The 18,454-nt window shown below is 65.5% G+C and carries 13 protein-coding genes; 8 read left to right on the top strand and 5 right to left on the bottom strand.

The annotated features are described in order from the left end of the window. The first annotated feature begins 78 nt into the window (after nucleotides 1–78). The 5 genes from OHQ90_RS21960 (at nucleotide 79) to OHQ90_RS21940 (ending at nucleotide 11,895) form a co-directional block, all read left to right on the top strand. Nucleotides 79–2,679, top strand: coding sequence for an AMP-binding protein (locus tag OHQ90_RS21960; protein ID WP_328400322.1), 2,601 nt, complete (start codon nucleotides 79–81; stop codon nucleotides 2,677–2,679). A 526-nt stretch (nucleotides 2,680–3,205) separates the two neighbouring features. Next, a complete protein-coding gene (locus OHQ90_RS21955; protein WP_328400320.1) occupies nucleotides 3,206–4,345 on the top strand; it encodes an XRE family transcriptional regulator in 1,140 nt (379 codons plus the stop codon). A gap of 336 nt (nucleotides 4,346–4,681) precedes the next feature. Then, entirely contained in the window at nucleotides 4,682–6,238 is a 1,557-nt protein-coding gene (locus OHQ90_RS21950) for a TIGR02677 family protein (RefSeq protein WP_328413022.1), read from the top strand. After that, nucleotides 6,238–7,650 (top strand): TIGR02678 family protein, encoded by a 1,413-nt coding sequence (locus OHQ90_RS21945; RefSeq protein WP_328413020.1) that lies wholly within the window; start codon nucleotides 6,238–6,240, stop codon nucleotides 7,648–7,650. Before OHQ90_RS21950 ends, OHQ90_RS21945 begins: the two co-directional genes overlap by 1 nt. Before the next feature lie 3 nt (nucleotides 7,651–7,653). Beyond that, nucleotides 7,654–11,895, top strand: coding sequence for a TIGR02680 family protein (locus OHQ90_RS21940; protein WP_328400318.1), 4,242 nt, complete (start codon nucleotides 7,654–7,656; stop codon nucleotides 11,893–11,895). A 65-nt stretch (nucleotides 11,896–11,960) separates the two neighbouring features. Here the strand turns inward: OHQ90_RS21940 and OHQ90_RS21935 are convergent, their stop codons facing one another. Then, nucleotides 11,961–13,154 (bottom strand): serine hydrolase domain-containing protein, encoded by a 1,194-nt coding sequence (locus OHQ90_RS21935; RefSeq protein ID WP_328400316.1) that lies wholly within the window; start codon nucleotides 13,152–13,154, stop codon nucleotides 11,961–11,963. 582 nt (nucleotides 13,155–13,736) lie between these two features. On the opposite strand from OHQ90_RS21935, the gene OHQ90_RS21930 reads away from it, so the two are divergent. Continuing rightward, nucleotides 13,737–14,582 (top strand): hypothetical protein, encoded by an 846-nt coding sequence (locus OHQ90_RS21930; protein ID WP_328400314.1) that lies wholly within the window; start codon nucleotides 13,737–13,739, stop codon nucleotides 14,580–14,582. Between the two features lie 55 nt (nucleotides 14,583–14,637). Further along, on the top strand, nucleotides 14,638–15,534 hold the full coding sequence (locus OHQ90_RS21925) for a class I SAM-dependent methyltransferase (RefSeq protein WP_328400311.1): 897 nt from the start codon (nucleotides 14,638–14,640) through the stop codon (nucleotides 15,532–15,534). Nucleotides 15,535–15,631: 97 nt separating this feature from the next. Here the strand turns inward: OHQ90_RS21925 and OHQ90_RS21920 are convergent, their stop codons facing one another. Further along, a complete protein-coding gene (locus OHQ90_RS21920) occupies nucleotides 15,632–16,096 on the bottom strand; it encodes a hypothetical protein (RefSeq protein WP_328400309.1) in 465 nt (154 codons plus the stop codon). A 139-nt stretch (nucleotides 16,097–16,235) separates the two neighbouring features. On the opposite strand from OHQ90_RS21920, the gene OHQ90_RS21915 reads away from it, so the two are divergent. Continuing rightward, nucleotides 16,236–16,769 carry a DUF4288 domain-containing protein gene (locus OHQ90_RS21915; RefSeq protein ID WP_328400307.1) on the top strand — a complete coding sequence of 178 codons (534 nt, stop codon included), beginning with the start codon at nucleotides 16,236–16,238 and terminating at the stop codon, nucleotides 16,767–16,769. 8 nt (nucleotides 16,770–16,777) lie between these two features. Here OHQ90_RS21915 and OHQ90_RS21910 read toward each other — a convergent pair whose 3' ends face one another. The 3 genes from OHQ90_RS21910 to OHQ90_RS21900 form a co-directional block, all read right to left on the bottom strand. Further along, nucleotides 16,778–17,299, bottom strand: coding sequence for a M15 family metallopeptidase (locus tag OHQ90_RS21910; RefSeq protein ID WP_328400305.1), 522 nt, complete (start codon nucleotides 17,297–17,299; stop codon nucleotides 16,778–16,780). Nucleotides 17,300–17,630: 331 nt separating this feature from the next. Next, nucleotides 17,631–17,831, bottom strand: coding sequence for a hypothetical protein (locus OHQ90_RS21905; RefSeq protein WP_328400303.1), 201 nt, complete (start codon nucleotides 17,829–17,831; stop codon nucleotides 17,631–17,633). A gap of 118 nt (nucleotides 17,832–17,949) precedes the next feature. Further along, complete coding sequence (locus tag OHQ90_RS21900; RefSeq protein ID WP_328400301.1) at nucleotides 17,950–18,381, bottom strand: hypothetical protein; 432 nt, start codon at nucleotides 18,379–18,381, stop codon at nucleotides 17,950–17,952. Between the last annotated feature and the right edge of the window lie 73 nt (nucleotides 18,382–18,454).

The raw sequence follows: 18,454 nt of genomic DNA, 5'->3' as shown, positions 1-18,454 counted from the left end.
GGCGATAGCACAGTTCACCGGATGTTCGCCGTGGGGCCACGTGTCGGTGAGGAAAGGCTTCCCACATAGACTTTTCCGGTGACTATTTCCCCGATCGTCGCGCACCTTCGCAGTTATGACGACCGGATCGCCGTCCTCTGCTCTCGATCTCCTTCGGCGGGTGTCACAGCAGCGGGATCGGTGGCGGATGGTTTGCAGCGGGTCACCTATGCGCAGCTGGCGACACTCGTCGAGGAATACGCGACGCAACTGGGACCGCACCGGCGGCTCGTCGCGCTCGCGGCGCGCAACGACATCGATTCGCTCGTCGCGTACCTCGGCGCGCTGAGCACCGGCTCTGTCGTTCTGCTCGCCGCCGAGATCACCGAAGAATTGCTGGATACCTACGATCCGGATGTCGTCGTCGATGCCGGTGCGCCCGTTTCGCGCCGCGCGAAGTCGGGGCACGACCTGCACCCGGATCTCGCGCTGCTGCTGAGCACTTCGGGGTCGACCGGGTCGCCGAAGCTGGTGCGATTGTCCACCACGAATCTGATGTCGAACGCGTCCGCCATCGCCGAGTACCTGTCCATCGGTCCGGACGACCGCGCCGCCACCACGTTGCCGATGTTCTACTGCTACGGGCTCTCGGTCGTACACAGCTATCTCCTGCGCGGCGCGAGCCTGCTGCTCACCGAACGGTCTGTCCTGGACGACGAGTTCTGGGATCAGGTGCGCAGTCACCGTGTGACGTCCTTCGCCGCCGTCCCGTACACGATCGATCTGCTCGACCGGGTCGGCTTCGACCGGATGCGGTTGCCCGATCTGCGCTACATCACGCAGGCGGGCGGGCGTCTTGCGCCCGAGCGAGTGCGCGCCTACGCACAGCTCGGGGCACGTTCGGGCTGGGATTTCTTCGTCATGTACGGCCAGACCGAGGCAACCGCCCGGATGGCCTACCTCCCGCCCGAGCTCGCCGCCGAACACCCGGAGTGCATCGGCGTTCCGATCCCCGGCGGGCGTTTCACCCTGGAGCAGGTGGACGACGACTCCGCGGCCGAGCTCGTCTATCACGGCCCCAACGTGATGATGGGGTACGCGCAGTCCCCCGCTGATCTCGCGCTCGGCCACACCGTCGAGGCGCTGCGGACCGGCGACCTGGCGCGCCGCACCGCCGACGGCCTGTATCAGGTGGTCGGCAGGCGCAGTAGGTTCGCGAAGATCTTCGGCCTGCGCATCGACCTGCAGCGGCTCGAATCACGCTTGGCTACAGCGGGATTCACGACCAATTGCACCGAGAGTGGGGAACACCTGGTGATCGCGGCCCAGCGCGATGCCGATGTCCGCTCGAGCGCCCAGGTCACCGCCACCGCGGCCCGGCTGTCCGGACTGCCCGCCGCCGCCATCCGCACCTGCCCGGTCGACGAACTGCCCCGCCTGGCCAATGGAAAGCCGGACTATCCGGCGATCCGCAGCCTGCCCGGCGCCGCACCGTCGACCACCCGAGACATCCGTGCCCTCTACGCCGACGCGCTCGGCCTCGACCCCGCAACGATCCGACCCGACAGCAGCTTCGTCGATCTCGGTGGCAACTCGCTCACCTACGTGACGACCTCCGCCCGACTCGAACGCGCGCTCGGCAGGCTCCCGGCCGATTGGCCCGCGCTCACCGTCGCCGAGCTCGAACGGATCCCGAGCGGCAACACCACGTTCGGCCGCTCGCTCGACCCCTCGACATTGCTGCGGGCAGTAGGCATCGTGCTGATCGCGGGATCGCACATCGGCATCTTCACTTTGTGGGGCGGTGCACATGTGCTGCTGGGCGTGGCAGGGTTCAACTTCGCCCGCTTCGCGGTGACCGCGGCGCCGCGTGCGCAGCGGCTGCACCACGCGCTGCGCACCGCCGCCCTGATCGCGATTCCGACTGCAGCATGGGTGGCGCTCACGCTGCTGTTCTCCGACTATTACGGTTGGCAGAACGTGTTGCTGCTCAACAAGATTCTCGGGCCGCACGACAGCGACACCGCCGGGCACCTGTGGTTCATCGAGGTGCTGGTGCTGTTCATGATCGCGGCCGCGCTACTGGTTCGCATCCCGTTCTTCGACAGGCTCGAGCGGCGCGATCCGTTCTGGTTCGCCATGGTGCTCGTCGCAGTCACCCTGCTGTTCCGGGTCCAGTCTTTCGGCCTGTACTCCGCGCACGATGTGCCCTTCTCGCCGCTGGCCTGCTGGTTCTTCGCGCTGGGCTGGGCGGCCGCGAAAGCGCGCACGATCTGGCAACGGCTACTGGTGAGCGCAGTCATGCTGATGTCGGTGACGGGCTACTTCGACATTCCCGATGTCGATGTCGCCGATCGGGAGCGCCTCGTCATGGCGGGTCTGCTGCTGTTGTTCTGGCTGCCCGCTGTCCGGGTTCCTGCGCTCATCGCCGGCGTGGCCGCAGTGCTGGCCGACAGCTCACTGTTCGTCTACCTGTTGCACTGGCAGGTGTATCCGCTCTTCGGGCATCACCATGTTGCGGCGTTGCTCGCAGCACTCGGGGCGGGTGTCGCCGCTACAAGGGTGGTAGCGGGCCTGCGGCGATGGCCGTTGTCGAGAGGCTCAGCTCTCGAGAGTCAGGACTTCGGCCGACGCTTCCTGAGCCAGTTTCGCGATCAGCATGTCTCGCGGAATCGTCTGGCCGGCAAAGTGATCGAGTGACGGCACCACTACGTGGTGCGCATCCGCACGCTTGAGCTCCTGTGTCAGCTCGACCAAGGCCGTGCCGTCACCTGAGGTCGATTCATGGAACGTTGCGGCGAAGCAGAGCCCTTCCGCGCGGGCATGGGTGCGTAGTGCATCCTCGAGCTCTTCGCTGTGGCCGTCGGCCAGATCGTCACGCAAGTATCCATAGATCAACGCTTCCACCCGAACCTCCGTTGGATTGGGGATCGCTGTTCTCTTATGTGGATCTCCCCATTGGTGGGGTATTGCGTTCCTGCAAGAGCAGATGTTCTTGCATTCGGCGGGCGGCAAACTCTCCGCGCCCATACCCAGCATGTAGGACGACATGCTGCGAATGCAGCTGTCAACCCAGTGACATCTAAATGCCCTATCCGGGCCACCGAACGTTAACTGGTGCGATACTACAGACGTGGCCGCTGGAGACGATCGACCCGTCTGGGCTGTCCGGATGCGCTCCGAGCGCGACGCACGGGGGTGGTCACAAGCAGATGCCGTCCGCGTTATGCGCCTCAAGTCATCCCACAACTTGCCGACCGACAGTACACTCCTGCGTAACTGGCGACGTTGGGAATCGGGCGAGTCGCGTCCCGATGATTTCTATGCCCCTATCATCGCCGCCGCCTTCGACACCGTGACCGCGGCGTTCTTCCCCAAGGCCAGGCCGAACCGGGACGATGAACTGCTCTCGGCCACCGGCATGGACACCCTGGAGTTCATCGGCAGGCTCCGTATGTCCGATGTCTCCACGGCCACCCTCGATGCCATTCGAATCACCGCCGAGCGGCTGTGCTGCGAGTACCCCTACGCCGACCCGCACGATCTGCACATCGAGGGAACCGCATGGTTGCGGCGTATCACCTCGTTGCTCGACGGCCGCCTGACGTTGTTGCAACACCGGGAAATACTGGTGCTCGCCGGTTGGGTCGCGCTGCTGGTCGGCTGCGTGGACTACGACCTCGGCCGACGGACCACCGCGGAGGCGACCCGTCGCGCCGCCTACTCGCTCGGCCAGGAGGCCGAAAACGCCGAAATCATCGGGTGGAGTGCGGAAATGGCGGCCTGGTTCGCCCTCACCCAGGGCAATTATCGTGGCGCCATCGAGGCCGTCGATCTGGCCTTGCGGACCAGCCGGAACCTCGGTGTCGGCGTCCAGCTGTCCGCACAACGTGCGAAGGCGTGGGCTCGCCTCGGCGAGCGCTGCGAGGTCGAGGCGTCGCTCGACGAGGGCCGAGCAATCTTGGAGCGACTCGACCATCCCTCGAATCTGGACAACCATTTCGTCGTCGATCCGAACAAGTTCGATTTCTACGCCATGGATTGCTGCCGCGTGGCCGGAGAGGATTCGCGCGCCGAATCCTTTGCCCGAGAAGTCATCCGCAACTCGACCCGGGCGGACGGCACCGTCCGCAACCCGATGCGAGTGTCGGAGGCCCGTCTCACCCTCGCCGTAGTGGCCGTGCGCCGCCGTGACCTGGAGTTGGCGCTGCACGAGGGCATGCGGGCGTTCGCGGGGAGACGCCGATCCCTGCCCTCCCTGATGTGGATCGCGGGCGAGACGGCTCGGGAAATTATCGAGCGGTTCCCCGGTGATCCGCGCACGCTGGTGTACCTCGACCAGCTGCGGTCGCTGGCGACCGAGTGATCATTTGCCGGTCGGCACATGCTGATTCGCCGTAGCGTTCGATTCGCCACGGCCGGTCATGACCGACGAACCGAGGGCCGAGCAGCCTGCACCACCGCGACGGCATCGATACTTCGGACGCGTCCGTGCCCGGGGCGAACCGCTCGTCTGATACCTCAGCGCCTTCGGTAGCCGCGACCTCGCACAACCGCGTGGCGAACGCTCGCAAACCGGACACAGCCACGCCGAATGGGGGTCGTTCTTGTAGGCGGCGACCACCCCGCTACTACCCTGTTCCCGGTGACCGACTCCGTCGACGGCTTGCCGAGTGCCGCGCCCGCGCTGTGGGATGAACGGCTGCGGCTGTTTTCTTTCGCTACCGCTGAGAAGCGGACCGAGTACCTGTGGGTGCTGCGGGCATTCGACAGTGCTCGGGCGGCGTATGTCGTGTTGTTACACGCCGACGATGTGGCCGAGTGGATCGACCGCAACGGGGGGCGTCCGCGGGCCGAGCTGGTCGAGGGTGACGGGCAGTTGGAGGTGCCGCGGCTGACGGGGGCGGAGATCGGGCCGCTGCTCGACCAGTTGCATCAGTGGGGGGTGCTCGAGCGCAGTTATGACGGCACCCGGGCCGCCACGCTGGCCGAGTATCGCAATCGGCATTACGTCTATCAGCTGACGCAGGCCGGGTTCCAGGCATATCGTGCGGTCGCAGGTGTGCTGGAGTCCCGATTGGACGAGGCGTCGTTGTCGCGGCTGGTGCTGCCGGAACTATTGGCCGATCTCCATGCGCTCGCCGAGGCCAACCGGGCCGGCGACGCGGAGCGCGTCTACCGGACGCTGCGGCGGCTCGACGCCACCCTGTCGGATATGGCCGCCCGGGCCGCGCACTTCTATCTTTCGCTCGGCGACATGGTGCGCACCACCGAGATCACCCCGGAGTCGTTTCTCGTGCACAAGGATGCCTTGCTCGCACACATGCGGGACTTCAGCATGGACCTCGCGCGCTTCGCGCCACGGCTGGCCGCTGCGATCGGGGAGATCGAAGAGACCGGCGCGGCGGAACTCGTCGAGCGGGCGGCGAGCTGCGATGAGCGGGTTTTGCTGAGTCTTGCCGAACGGCAAGCCGATTGGCGGGCGCGATGGCACGGGTTGCGGACCTGGTTCGTGGCGGCGGCGGCCGAAACCGGCGAGACGTCGTCGACCGAGGCCGAGCGGCTGCGCGAAGCGACCATGAGCGCAATCGCCGCGGTCTTGTCGCTGTTGCGACGGGTGACCGAAACCCGACGGGGTGGTGTGAGCCGGGAGTCCGCGTTGCGGCACCTGGCCGGCTGGTTCACCGCCGCGCCCAGTACCGACAGTGCACATGCACTGTTCGATGCGGTGTTCGGCTTGGGCAGGCCGCGACATTTGGCGCTGGAGCATCCAGACGCGGAACTGATTCCGGCCACTCGATCCTGGTGGGACGCGCCGCCACTCGAGATTTCGCGGACCTTGGCCGAGACCGGCCGCCCGCCGACGGCGGGTGCTCCCGCGCGAATTCAGCGCAATGATGCGGGAATTCGGCGATTGCGGGAAGCGCAATTGGATGCGCAGCGGGCACGCGCCGAGGCCGCGAAGTCCCTCGCCGCCGCGGACGTGCACGAACGGGTGCTCGACGAGCGGGAGACCGAGGTGTTGTTGCGGCTGCTCGATGCGGCCTCGACGGCATGGGTGCCGGTGAGCGGGCGGGTGGACGGGACAACGGGCTCCGATAGCGGAGTCACACTCACGGTGTCGGAGCATGCCGCCCCGACGGTCGTACGTACCACACGCGGGCTGCTACATCTGAATAATCGCAAGCTCGATGTCCGGCAGACGACCCGGACACGCACCGCCGCCGGAAAGTCCGAATCACGCGGGGGCCGCGCATGATCCACGCACGCCGTATCGACTCGCTGGCGCTGGACAACTACCAGCGCGCAGCCAGGGTGATCCTGGCGAATCACCTGGTGACCCGGACCTACCCGGACCGGATCGCGCTGCCGCTGATCCGCCGCTGGGCTACCGAATTGCGGGAAGACCTCGCCGCGCTGTTCGGCTATCGGCTGGAGGTCACCGAGGCCACGGCTCGGGTCTTCCCGGTGATCGACCGGCTCGATGCGGGCAAGCCCGCCCGTACCGTCGCCGACCGCGTTTTCGATCGCCGCCGCTACGCCTACCTCGCGCTGGCGCTGGCCGCGCTCGGCCGCGCGGGCGACCAGATCACCTTGTCGGAGTTGGCCGATCAGGTCGCCGCCTACACCGGCAGAGTCGACGGACTCGAACTCGCCCCGGATCGGGCGGCGGACCGCGACGCCTTCGTCGATGCGATCGGCTGGCTGGCAGCGCGCGGCGCACTTACACTCGCCGACGGCGATGCGGGCGGTTGGGCGGCGGACCCGGAAGCAGGCGAGGCTCTCTACGACATCGACCGCCCTGTGGTGTTCGCACTGTTCCGTCCGCCACGGGCGCTGCAGCACCTGCACAGTGTGGAAGGGCTGCTCACCGAGGATGCGATGGCCCATCCGGCCGGGCCCGCGCATATTTCCGACAGTGCCCGCCGGGTGCGCAGGACCCTCGTCGAGCGCCCCGTCGTCTATGCCGAGGACCTCGCCGACGACGAACGCCCGCTGCTCGTGCAGGACCGGGTCGTCGCGGATGTGGAGCTGTTCACCGGTCTGCGCGCCGAACGCCGGGCCGAGGGCGTCGCGCTCATCGATACCTCTGGGCGACTCTCGGACATCAGGTTTCCCGGCACCGGGACCCTGGCCCAGGTGGCGCTGCTGCTGGTCGGTGAGATCGCCGATCGGGTGCTCGACATCGACAATCCGGTGCCGCGACGCCCCGCCGCGCCGGACCCAGCGGCCGCACTGGCAGCGCAACTCGACGACGTCATCCCGGCAGCCACGGTGTTCGCCCCGCTAGCCGATCTGCCGTCGACGGATTTCGGTGCGGGCGAACCGGATTCGGTGCGGGAAGCATCCGCGGAAGCGCCGGAGGAAGTGACCTATCCGTTCATCGAGTCGGCCTGGGTGCGGGAAACGGTCCAGGCGCTGACCGACCGTTACGGCCTCACCTTCGCCGCGCAGTGGCAGGCCAACGTTCCTGGTCTCACCACCGAGGTCGTCGCGCTGCTGGAGCGCCTGCGCCTGCTCCGCGCGGTCTCGGACGGGCTGGTCATTCTGCCCGCTCTGGCCCGCTATCGCGGCGCGGTCGTCACGGTGCGGACCAAGCGAACCGCGGAACTCTTCGTCACCGCCTCCGACACCATCGGGGCCGACAGCGTTGGTACGGAAGGGATGTAGATCATGTCGCTCATTCATGGCGGAGTGCGGTTCGTCCCGACCCGCGCCGGAATTGTCAACCTGTGGGATTATCGCGATCAGGAATTCTGTTTCGCCGACGGCAGGTTGGTACTGCGCGGCCCCAATGGTTCCGGCAAGACCAAGGCGCTCGAGGTGCTGTTCCCGTTCGTGCTGGACGGCAGGATCGAGCCACGCAGGCTCAATCCGTTCGCCGGTGAAGAGCGCACGATGAAGTCGAACCTGTTGTACCGCAAGCAGGAATCGGCCTACTCCTATGTGTGGATGGAGTTCGCGCGCGGCAGCTGGGCGGACCCGGAGGTGGTGACTGTCGGCATCGGAATGCGGGCGACGCGCTCCTCCGACAAGGTCACCCGCTGGTATTTCGTCGCCGATGGTCGTGCGGGCGTCGATTTTTCGCTCATCGGACCCGACGACAGGCCGCTGACGCGCAAACAGCTCGCCGAGCAGATCGGCACCGACGCCATCGTCGATCGGCCGGTCGAATATCGCACCGCCATCGACGCGCGCATGTTCGGTCTCGGCACCCAGCGCTACGACCAGCTGATCAACCTGATCCTCACGCTGCGCCGTCCACAACTGGCCAAGAACCTGGACCCGCGCGGCCTTTCGCAGGCGCTGACCGACGGTCTGCGGCCGCTCGACGAGCAGCTGATCCTCGACGCCGCACGGTCCTTCAGCGATATGGAGGAGGTCGGTCGTACCCTGGAGGGCCTGGTCCATGCCGACACGGCGACCAGGGCTTTCGTCGGCGTGTACCGGAAATACCTTGCGGTGCAGGCGAAGACGGATGTCGATCAAGTGCGCGCCCGCTTGGACGCAGTGACCCACGCCGGCACCGCTCTTTTCGCCGCGACCGCGCTGCGCGAGCGGCGCGAGAGCGAACGCACCGCCGCCGAGGCACGCGCCGACGATGCCGACCGCTCCTACGAACAGGCTCTCTCCGATCGGGAAACGCTGCAGCGCTCCAGCGCCTACGAGGGCAAGCAGCAGCTCGACGATCTCGCCGACGCCGTGCGCAGGCTGGAGACCTCGGCCGGCGTGCACGGCGACAAGGCGCTCAAGGCGCGCCAGACCCTCGATCAACGCGGCCAGGAGGCCGAGCGCGCCAAGGCGGCGGTGCGGAATGCGGCGGCCGCACTGGCTCGCGGCGAGGACGAGCTGCGCGCCGCGGCCGAGGAAGCGGGCATCAACTGGACCGCGCTGCCCGAACAGACCCGCGCCGACCAGCTGACGGCGGCGGTGCGCGGTCAGGCCGAGGAACGCGACGCCGATGTGCGCGCGGTCCGCAAGGCGCTTGGTGTGATGGATTCCGCGGCCGCAGAACGGACCAGGGCCGAGCGATTGGCCGAGCGGGCAAGGGAATTGCGTGAGTCCGCCGCGGCCGAGGTCGCACACGCCGAGGCGGCGGTGGTGCTGGCGCGCACCGAGGCGGCGGGCGCACTGCGGTCCTGGTGGGACGCGCACCGAGAGGTATACTCCCGCATCGCGAAAGGGCTGTTCCAGGCACTCGACGCGGCGCTGGCACACGCGGGAACCGACGAGGCCGCGGGTATGTCCGAGGTGCTCACCGAACATGCCGAACCGCTGCTGGAAGAGATCCGTAACCGCCGCCGAGAAGCACGAGCCACCGCGGCGGCAGCAGTCGAACGGATCACCGAACTCACCTCCGAGCGCGATCGGGTGGCTGCCCAACGCGATGAGGCGCCACCGGTTTACGTCGCCCGCACCGATGCCAGGGAGGGCAGGCCCGGCGCACCGCTGTGGCGGCTGGTCCGGTTCGCCGACGATGTCACCCCGGCGACAGCAGCGGGTATCGAGGCCGCGCTGCATGCCGCGGACCTGCTCGACAGCTGGGTCTGCGCGGAATCCGAGCTGCCATCCGACTACGCCTCCGATCAGTTCCTGGTTCCCCTGCCCGCGACGGCACGGCCGACGGGGCGCACACTCGCCGATGTCCTTGTCGTCGAGGACGATTCCGACGAACTCACCGTGCCGAAGCCGATTGTCGCCGAAGTGCTGGCCTCGATCGCGTTGCACGACGGCGACGCCGATCTCGGTGCGGCAGTGGCGGTCAGCACGACCGGTGGCTTCCGCCAGGGCGTTCAGGTCGGCCGCCACCACAAGCCCGACGCAGAGTTCATCGGCGCGACCGCACGCGCCAAGCGCCGCGAAATCCGCATGACCGAACTCTCGGCGGCGATCGAGGCCGCTGAGAGTGTGCGGCAGCAGGCGCAGGACCAAGAGGCCGCGGCCGCCGCCGAGCTCGCCCGCATCTCCGCGGCCGCGAAGGCACTGCCCCGCCCGACCGCAGTAGCGGCGGCGCTGCGCGCGGTCTCGGAGACCGCGGGCATGATGCGTTCCCGCTCCGAGGCGGTCCAACAGGCCGAGCGCGATCTCGACCAAGCTGTTGCGGACGTGTCGGCGGTCGAGAAGAAGCTACGTGCCGTCGCGGTCCAGCACCGCACGCCGCGCGATGCCCGCGATATCGACGCACTCGCCGCTGCCATCCGGCATTTCGAGAACACCGGAACAGGCCTGCTGCGCTTGCGCACCGACCACGAGCGGGAGCGTGAACGCGAACGCGAAGGCGTCGACCGTTTCGACGAGGCCCGTGATCTCGCCGAGGCATTCGCCGAGGAGGCCGAAGCCGCGCAGGCCGGCTACCAGGAACAGTTGCGGAAGCTGGAGACGCTGCGCGAGGCGCTCGGTGCGGGTGCCGCCGACATCGATCGGGAACTCGACCAGGCGCGGGAAAAGATCGAGGCGACACGGGCCGGGCAGAAGGCCGCCCGCAAGGCCGCCAACGAAGCGATCGAAGCGGTCGGCGATGCCGAGGCCGCCTACCGCACCGCACACGAATCGCTCGGCACCGCACTCACCGAGGTGCTCGCCGATGTGAAAAGTCTTGCCCCGTACGCACAACCGGACCTGCTCACACTCCTGGGCACGCCCGCCGACGGTCGCTGGCCCAGCAGTGCGGCCGCGTGGTCGACTCCCGAACAGTTGCTGTACCGGATCGCCGCGGCGGGGCCAGCGGCCGAACCGCAGGTGCTGCCGGAGGAGGTCGCCGAGCTGTTCGAAAATCTCTCCACGGCAACAGCTTCGGTGCGCGCCGGTGAGGCCGCCCGTAAGTCCACCCGCAGCGCGGTCACCGCGGCGCTGCAGGAGTTCGATGCCGCACTCGCCGGGTGCGGCCGGGACTATCGGCTGCAATGGGACGCCGCCGACGGACTGACCGTCGTCCAGGTCCAAGACGACCACGGACTGTCCGCGCTCGCGGATTTCGCGACCCGCATCGACCAGGCCCGCCATGATCAAGAGCTGCTGCTCACCGACGCCGAACGCCGCATCCTGGAAGACGCGCTGCTGACCGGACTCGCCCAGCAGATCTACGAACGCACCAGCGACGCCCGCGATCTTATCGCCCGCATGGGCGCGGAAATGAAGCAGCGGCGGATGTCCTCGGGCAACACCATCGGCGTGCACTGGGTGCTGGCCGACACCCTGTCGGATCCGGCGCGCGCGATGTGCAAGCTTCTCGACCGCGACTCCTCGTCACTGGTCGCCGAGGATCTCGCCACCATCCGCGCTCACTTCGCCTCCGAAATCCGCACCGCGCGCGCCGCCCACCCCGAACGCTCCTACCCCGAAATCCTTGCCGCAACACTGGACTACCGGACCTGGCGAGTCTTCTCTTTCACCCTCATCTCCGCCGACGGCAGCGAAGACAAACTCACCGTCGCCCGCCACAGCGCGTTGTCCGGCGGCGAGCAGTCGGTGTCGCTGCACCTGCCTTTGTTCGCCGCCGCCCATGTCATGCTCGACTCCGCCGACCCCCAGGCCCCCCGCCTCCTGGCACTCGACGAAGCCTTCGCAGGCGTCGACGACAACGGCCGCAGCGAACTACTCGGCCTCAGCGTCCAATTCGATCTCGACCTGTTCATGACCGGCTACGACCTCTGGATCACCTACACCCACGTCCCCGGCTGTGCGCACTACGACCTCGCCCACTCTGCCGCCGAAAACACCGTCAGCGCAACCCTTTTGGTCTGGGACAGCGGCGACCTCCTCGCCGAACACGACGGCACCGACCTCACCACAGCCCTTGGCTCCCCCAACCGCCGCCGGGTAGCGAACACGATCGAAGGGGGACTCACATTGCCGGACATGCCAGGAAACGAAGCCGGTACACCGACCCGGGCCGAAACCGTCCAGGTCAGCTGAACATGTCCGACTCGGTGGTCCCGGCAGACGCTTCCGGGCCACCGGACCAGGTCGCTAGTGGAAGATCATGAGACATGCGGCGGGCGGTCCGGCACGACGACGGCACCGATCGCGGTGCCGATGGGGACCGCGTTGTTGAGGTTGGCGTCGGCCCTCGGCCCGAGGGTGACGTAGACGACGATGGTCGTCTTGGTTTCCGCGTCGTACAAGGCAACACCGTTGTAGCCGCCGAATGCCGGGTTCATGAAGAGCCAGTCGTCGAAATGAACGACGCCGAACGCGAAGAACTTCTGTGCGGTCAGTGGTCCGAGTCCTACCGTCGACGCCGCCATCATCTCGTGGAACTGCGTGTCGGAGAGCAGCTTGCCCGCGCCGAGCGCACGCACCCACACGGCAACATCGGCGACGGTGGAGTTCATGTTGCCGCTGTTCAGAAAGGCCGTGGGATTCCAGAACGTGGAGTCCTCGAATACGTGGCGCTCGTTCGTGTAGCCGTGCAGGATCGGCTCGGCTATCTGCGGAGTGAGCACCACCGCGCTGTGGTGCATGCCCAGCGGGTCCAAGACGTGCTGCTCGAGCAGGTCGCCGAGGGCTTGACCGGTCGCCTTCTCCAGCACCACGCCGAGCAGGGTGAGGTCACTGTGGGCATACGCCCAGCTGGTGCCGGGTTCGAACAGCGGCGGACGCGAGTTGGCCAGCTCCAAGATCTCCTGCGCGGTCCACCCCGCGATCGGGTTCGTGTAGAAGCGCCGCAGGAACTCTGGATCGGTGACATAGTCCGCGATGCCCGTGGTGCCGTTGGCGAGCATCCGCGGGGTGATCTTGTCGGCGCGGGGGAAGTCGGGAACCCACTTGGCAATGGGCTCGTCCAGCCGCACCACCCCCTTCTTGTCGAGCTGCAGCAGCACCGTCGAAAGCATCGGCTCCATCGGCTGCCCCACCCGCAGCCGCATATCGGATGTCGCCGAAATGCCGAGCGGGGATCCCCCGAGCGCACCGCGGACGATCTCGTCGTCGCCATGCCACACACCGAATACGGCCGCGCTGAGATTGAGCTCGGCTACTTCGCCGCGGACGACCTCGACGATGCGCGCGGCTTCGGGGCCGTCGACGCGCGAAGTCTCCGTTCCCGGCGCGGTCGTGTGTTCCTCGACGTCACTGCGACGGTCCGATCCGCAAGCTCCGGCAGCGAATGCGACAACAACCGCGAGCGCAGCGCATGCGGTGCTGCGCATCCATCGGCGATCAGGCACGCTCATGACGGCGATCCCTTCGCATAGGGAACAGCCCGAGCAAGTTCCCTGAATGTACGCGGGTGCCACGCGGCGCGAATGAAAACGCCGGTTGTTTCGCAGTCGCGGCACCGATCGCTCGGCCTGCTCCGACTGATCGAGCCTGTTCGGGGCGGTGCCCGCAGCCCGGATATAACCGTAGGCACATCGGATCGCCAGCGCAACCTATCCGAACGAGGCACTAGCAGGCAGGTTGCTGGACGGACTCCACATCCGCTAAGACGGGTCACATGACTTCGACCCCGACCTGTTCATGATCGGCCGCGACCTCTGAGAGCCCTACGGAAGGTCAATTAACCAGGGGGCGTGGTCAGGGTGTGTGGGCGGCTCCGTCGCACGCTCGGGTGTCCCGCACGGGACACTCGAAGACTGTTGTGGAACAACCACATTCGCTAGTCGAACCGACTGTTCGGGTGGTGCGCTCGGCCCAGCTGCAGAGCTACGTGCCCGCCGGCAAACCGGTCGATACGGGTGAAGAGTTCCGGGGCGCTGATACCGCGAAGTGACGTAGCCTTGAATTCAGCGATCCATCTATACGGTAAGGCACAAATGAATGCCAGTGACGAGCGTACGAACTCCCCATCTCGGCGCGGTTCAGCCAACGAGCGTGCAATATATCGTCAGCTGCGCGAGCAGGATAAGGCCTTCGGGGATGCAACCCCGTCTCCCCACAGGCTTGTTGCTGTCACTTTCGACAGCGAACTTTCCGCTCATGGAGACCTTACACGAAGAATTCGTGTATTGATGTGCCTGGGCCCGCTCGTCGACGATTCACCAGAATACCGCTGGCGTATTCCACACACACCCAACCGCCCACCTTTTGCTGTCGACATAACTACACGTCCATCCCCGTTGCTCTATCGGGTCGAGCAAGTAGACACCTCGAACGACATTGCGTGTACGATTGTAATTTTCGATCTGTCGGATTGCCTTGAAGGATCGGCGATAGAACTCAACTTCTGCTACTCGCTGGAAAGCTCTGTGGATACCACAAAGCGGGGCACGTTCTACACAACTCACACGTTTGTATGGACCTACACATTTCTGTCCCGCACCAATCATTTCGAGACCAAAATGCAATTCCCGAAAGGGGCAAGCTTGAGCGTCGACAGTAACGACACCTCATTGCATGCCGTTGAGAGGACTGCGGAGATCGACGGTCGCGCGGTGTATTCGCACACGAGCTGGGAACCACGACAGGGACAAACGATCAGCGGCTGTGTTACTTACCGCATCTGGTCATCAACAATAGAGCCGATCGTTGCAATATCCGGCGGCGCCATCATTGCCATCCCAGCTGCGTTCGCCGCCAACCCGGCGACGGGAGTTCTCACATTTGCCCTTGCCGCGCTTGTGACCGGATCCGCCCAGTGGGGCATGAGCAAGCTCAGGTAATCCAGCCGATCTCCCGAGCGGACCGGATTCGGATTACCTTACGATGGAGCTTGCAATGCCAAATAACGAAATTCCTGTATTCAACTGGAATGCGTTGCCTGTAGATTATCCCGACCAGTATGAGGGCCTGAACAGAAGATACTCACACATCTATAAATCTGCTGCCGATCATCTCGTGAGCCTGGCTGTGGTCGAGCCAGGAAATTTGGCCATAGATGTCGGAGCGGGAACCGGAATTTCGACTGAATCCATCGCCGAAGCTGCAGGCCCGTCAGGAAGGTTGCTAGCACTTGAACCAAGTCTCCCCATGCTCGAACGCGCCTCGGGTAAAATTTTCCCTTGCGGCGTCGAATGGGCTCAGGGTGGCGCAGAAGATTTAGTCGAGTCGGCTACGGATGCCAGCTTTCTGGACTGTGACGTCATCCTTTCCAGCTTTACCTACTACTACACATACCAATCCCGTACGAACCTCCATAGGGCGGCGTACAAGATACTGAGACCTGGAGGGCGGTGGGCTTTCAACCTCACAAAGTATCTCGGTGAGATGAAAATCAACGGACGATGGTACAACTCGTTCGGTAAAGTCTATGTCGATCACCTTCGATCGACGCTCGCACGGCATCATATTGAACCGGCCGAGGAGAACGCCGAGTCGTCCGAACAGTTTACAGATACTTCTTGGGAGTCGCAGCAGTTGCGTACAGCAGGCTTCGACAACGTACATATCGAAGCTTGGCAGCTGCCGTTGTCACCGAGTGAAGCATTTCGATTCACGCTCGACGGATTCTATCGCCATGGCTCCATGGTTACATTCTTACCCAGCCTTATGAGTATACCGATAGCAGAGCGAATTGAATTGCTCGACGAGGCGCTGGCGAGCTGTGCCGATGAGCTCGATTCATATGAGCCGCCACATATTGCCAACTTCGTGGCACAACGACCTGCCCGCTGAAATGTTCGATAATTGATCCATGAGATTTGACGTACACGATCTCGGTCGACGTATTGCCCTCGCCGAGCTGCGGGCCGCATCAGGTGGCAGAACATCCCTATCTTGCGCCACGCGGCAGTCCGAGTAGCGCCGTGACGATCTGGCCGGCATGGACGAGCAGGGCGACGAAGACGTCCTGCGGCAACGGTTTTCCGTTGCACCAGAGGACGTTGCAATGGCTGACGCCACGAGCATTTGCAATCCACCCCGACGCGCGGAAGGTCAGGTTGTACTGCCACCAGCGCACCCAGGCGAAGTCGGGCACCACGAAATCGTTGTAGACGGTGAGGAACAAGGTGGGCACGCCGACCAGCGCGCCGACCGCCAAGGGGCCCGGCTGCACCGCGAGTACGCCGCGCACCCGCATCGCCGGATCGATCAATGAGGCGATACCCGGGAACACCGACCCCGCCTGCAAAGCGGCCTGCCCGCCGCCGGAATGTCCGGCGAAGAAGGTCCGGCTCAGGTCGATCCTGTCGTACAGCGGCGAATTCGGGTCGCGGTTGGCGACGACCGCTGTCACGACACCGACTGTCGATTCGGCCGAACTCGTCGCTCCGAGCCACACTGGAATTCTGAGACCACATGGTCCCAGAATGCAGAGGCCACGGTGGAGTGCTCTGCGACACAATGGCGAAAAGACACCGACGAAGGAATCTGACATGCGGATGACCTACGACCCGGCCGCCGATGCCGCGTACTGCCACATCGCCGACAGCATCGCCCCAGGTGCGGCTGCACAACGGGTCGTCACGGCGATCGAAAGAGGGACCGTGGTGCTCGACATCAGCGCGTCGGGCACGCTGCTCGGCCTCGAAGTCCTCGGCGCACAGCAGGTGCTGCCGCCCGAAGCGCTGGAGCGCACCCGGACCAGTCCGTACGTGGCGGTGGCGCTCTACAAATCGACCTCTGACGCACCCGACTACCGGCCGCTCTACGAAGAGTGCTTCATCCTCGTGTTCGCCGATTCGGTGGAATCCGCGCGGACGGCAGCGCGGACCAAGGCCGAGGACCAGGAAGCGCGATATCGCAACGAGCGCGGCGACACCGTCACCTGGTCACTCGAGCACCTTGTCGACGTAGCCCCCGCCGTCGACGACAATCTAGAGACCGGCGGAACTTTCTACTCCCGCCACTTCCGCGACTACGACGCCTACCGCCGTATGGAACCGCTACTGGACGGCGATCCACTGTAGCGGCCCAGCTACCGCCCACTGGCATCCGCGCGCAGCGGCGGGCATGCCAGGCCGGGCAAGGTGGCGAGCTCGAAGTGCCACCACTCGTTCTCGTAGATCCGGCACAACCCCCACCGGTTACCGTTCACTTCCAGCCACTGCGCACCACCCCGCGGCCCCACATCGATCGCCTGACCCGACACATGCGTCGACTCCGAGGGCGGCAGCACCCAGCGCCGCGCCTCGTCCGGGCTGCCGTAGGTCTGCAGCCCGTTGAGCCACAGCTCTTCCTGCTGCTCCGGCGTGCGATAGCCCGAGGTGATCGACAGCTCCACTCCCTCCACCTCGGCCTGGTCATGAGCCAGCGAATAGGCCAACGCAAGCTTCGGCTCGAGCCCCTCGGTGCCGCTCGCCGACCCGGTCACCACCCGCTCGTCGACGGGCGTGGCGGACGCGGTCGGCAGGGCCAGTGCGGTGGCGACCAGCGCGGGGAACACCGCGACAGGCAGGGCGAGCAGGATCCGATTCCTTTGCACTCCGCACTTCAGCATGGGGGCGATACTAACGGCTTCCTGCGGCAGGTTGCCTCAGGCCCGATCCAGCGGCAAAACGGCCGCACGCTGCTCGACAGGCTCGCATACGCCGGAACCGCAAGCCGCGTGGCGCGACGAATTCAGCGACATGCCGGCAAACGGGGTGACAACACCTTGTCCTCGGGACACCGTTGTCCAGAATCCACATCTGGCGTAAGGAGTTACCGTCGAGCAAGGCCGAATCGGCGTGTCCCACAGCGTGTTATCCACAGGAATGGCCCTTGTCCACAATCCATTCCAGTGTTGTGGATCACTGAAGCATGGGTTCTGCTATCACCAAATCCGGAATCTAGGGCGCCTTCACCAGTTTGATGACAGCACCCGCGTCCGTACCATCGACGAACTCGACCCACACCCGATCCCCCGTCCGCAATGGACCGTCGGCCTCGATGAGCGCGTCCCGCACCATGAGCTCGTCACACGACTCGGTGGTCACGACACCGAACCCGCCGTCACGATCGGGTATCCACCGCCCGACGATCGCCCACATCGCACGAACTTTATTGCACGACACCCCTTCCCGCACGACCAAACATGGGGAGGCGCACCGACGGGAAGGTCACCGATGCACACCGCATCGGCGACCCCGAGTTCCCTTGACCACCTGTTCACACTGGTCGACTACGCACACCCGGTGACGTCGAGCTCGCCCACACCCCCCGCCGGATCTCCTCTGCGGCTTCACGATTCCGGACAATTCGCTCAACGATCTCGCTGCCGTGATCACGCGCATAGGCGACGGCGAGCTCGATCTTGCGGGAATGCAGATCCGATTGCTGGCTCAATACCGCGATCCGGCGTTCGACCGGCCCATCGAGTTCCTCCAGTCGCGCAACGACTTCCCACACATCGGGCCCGGCCGCCAGAGCCGCACGGCGGTCGGTGATGGGGCCGCGGAAAACGATGCCGGGGTGATCGAGCTGGTCGAACCCCTCGCGGATCAGGCGGCTGAGCAATGCGATCGAGCTGGTTCCCTCGCGTGCGGCGCGTTCGGCCAACCGGCGGCTGGCTGATTCGGAGATACGAAACGTCGTACTCATTGCCCTCCTCGACCTCCATGGCACAACTGTGCGGCGACGTCCTCGATTAAGAGTGCCTGCTGTGACGGCAAAC

The sequence above is a fragment of the Nocardia sp. NBC_00403 genome (assembly GCF_036046055.1).
Classification (GTDB): Bacteria; Actinomycetota; Actinomycetes; order Mycobacteriales; family Mycobacteriaceae; genus Nocardia.
This window is presented reverse-complemented; position numbering and strand designations above follow the sequence as displayed.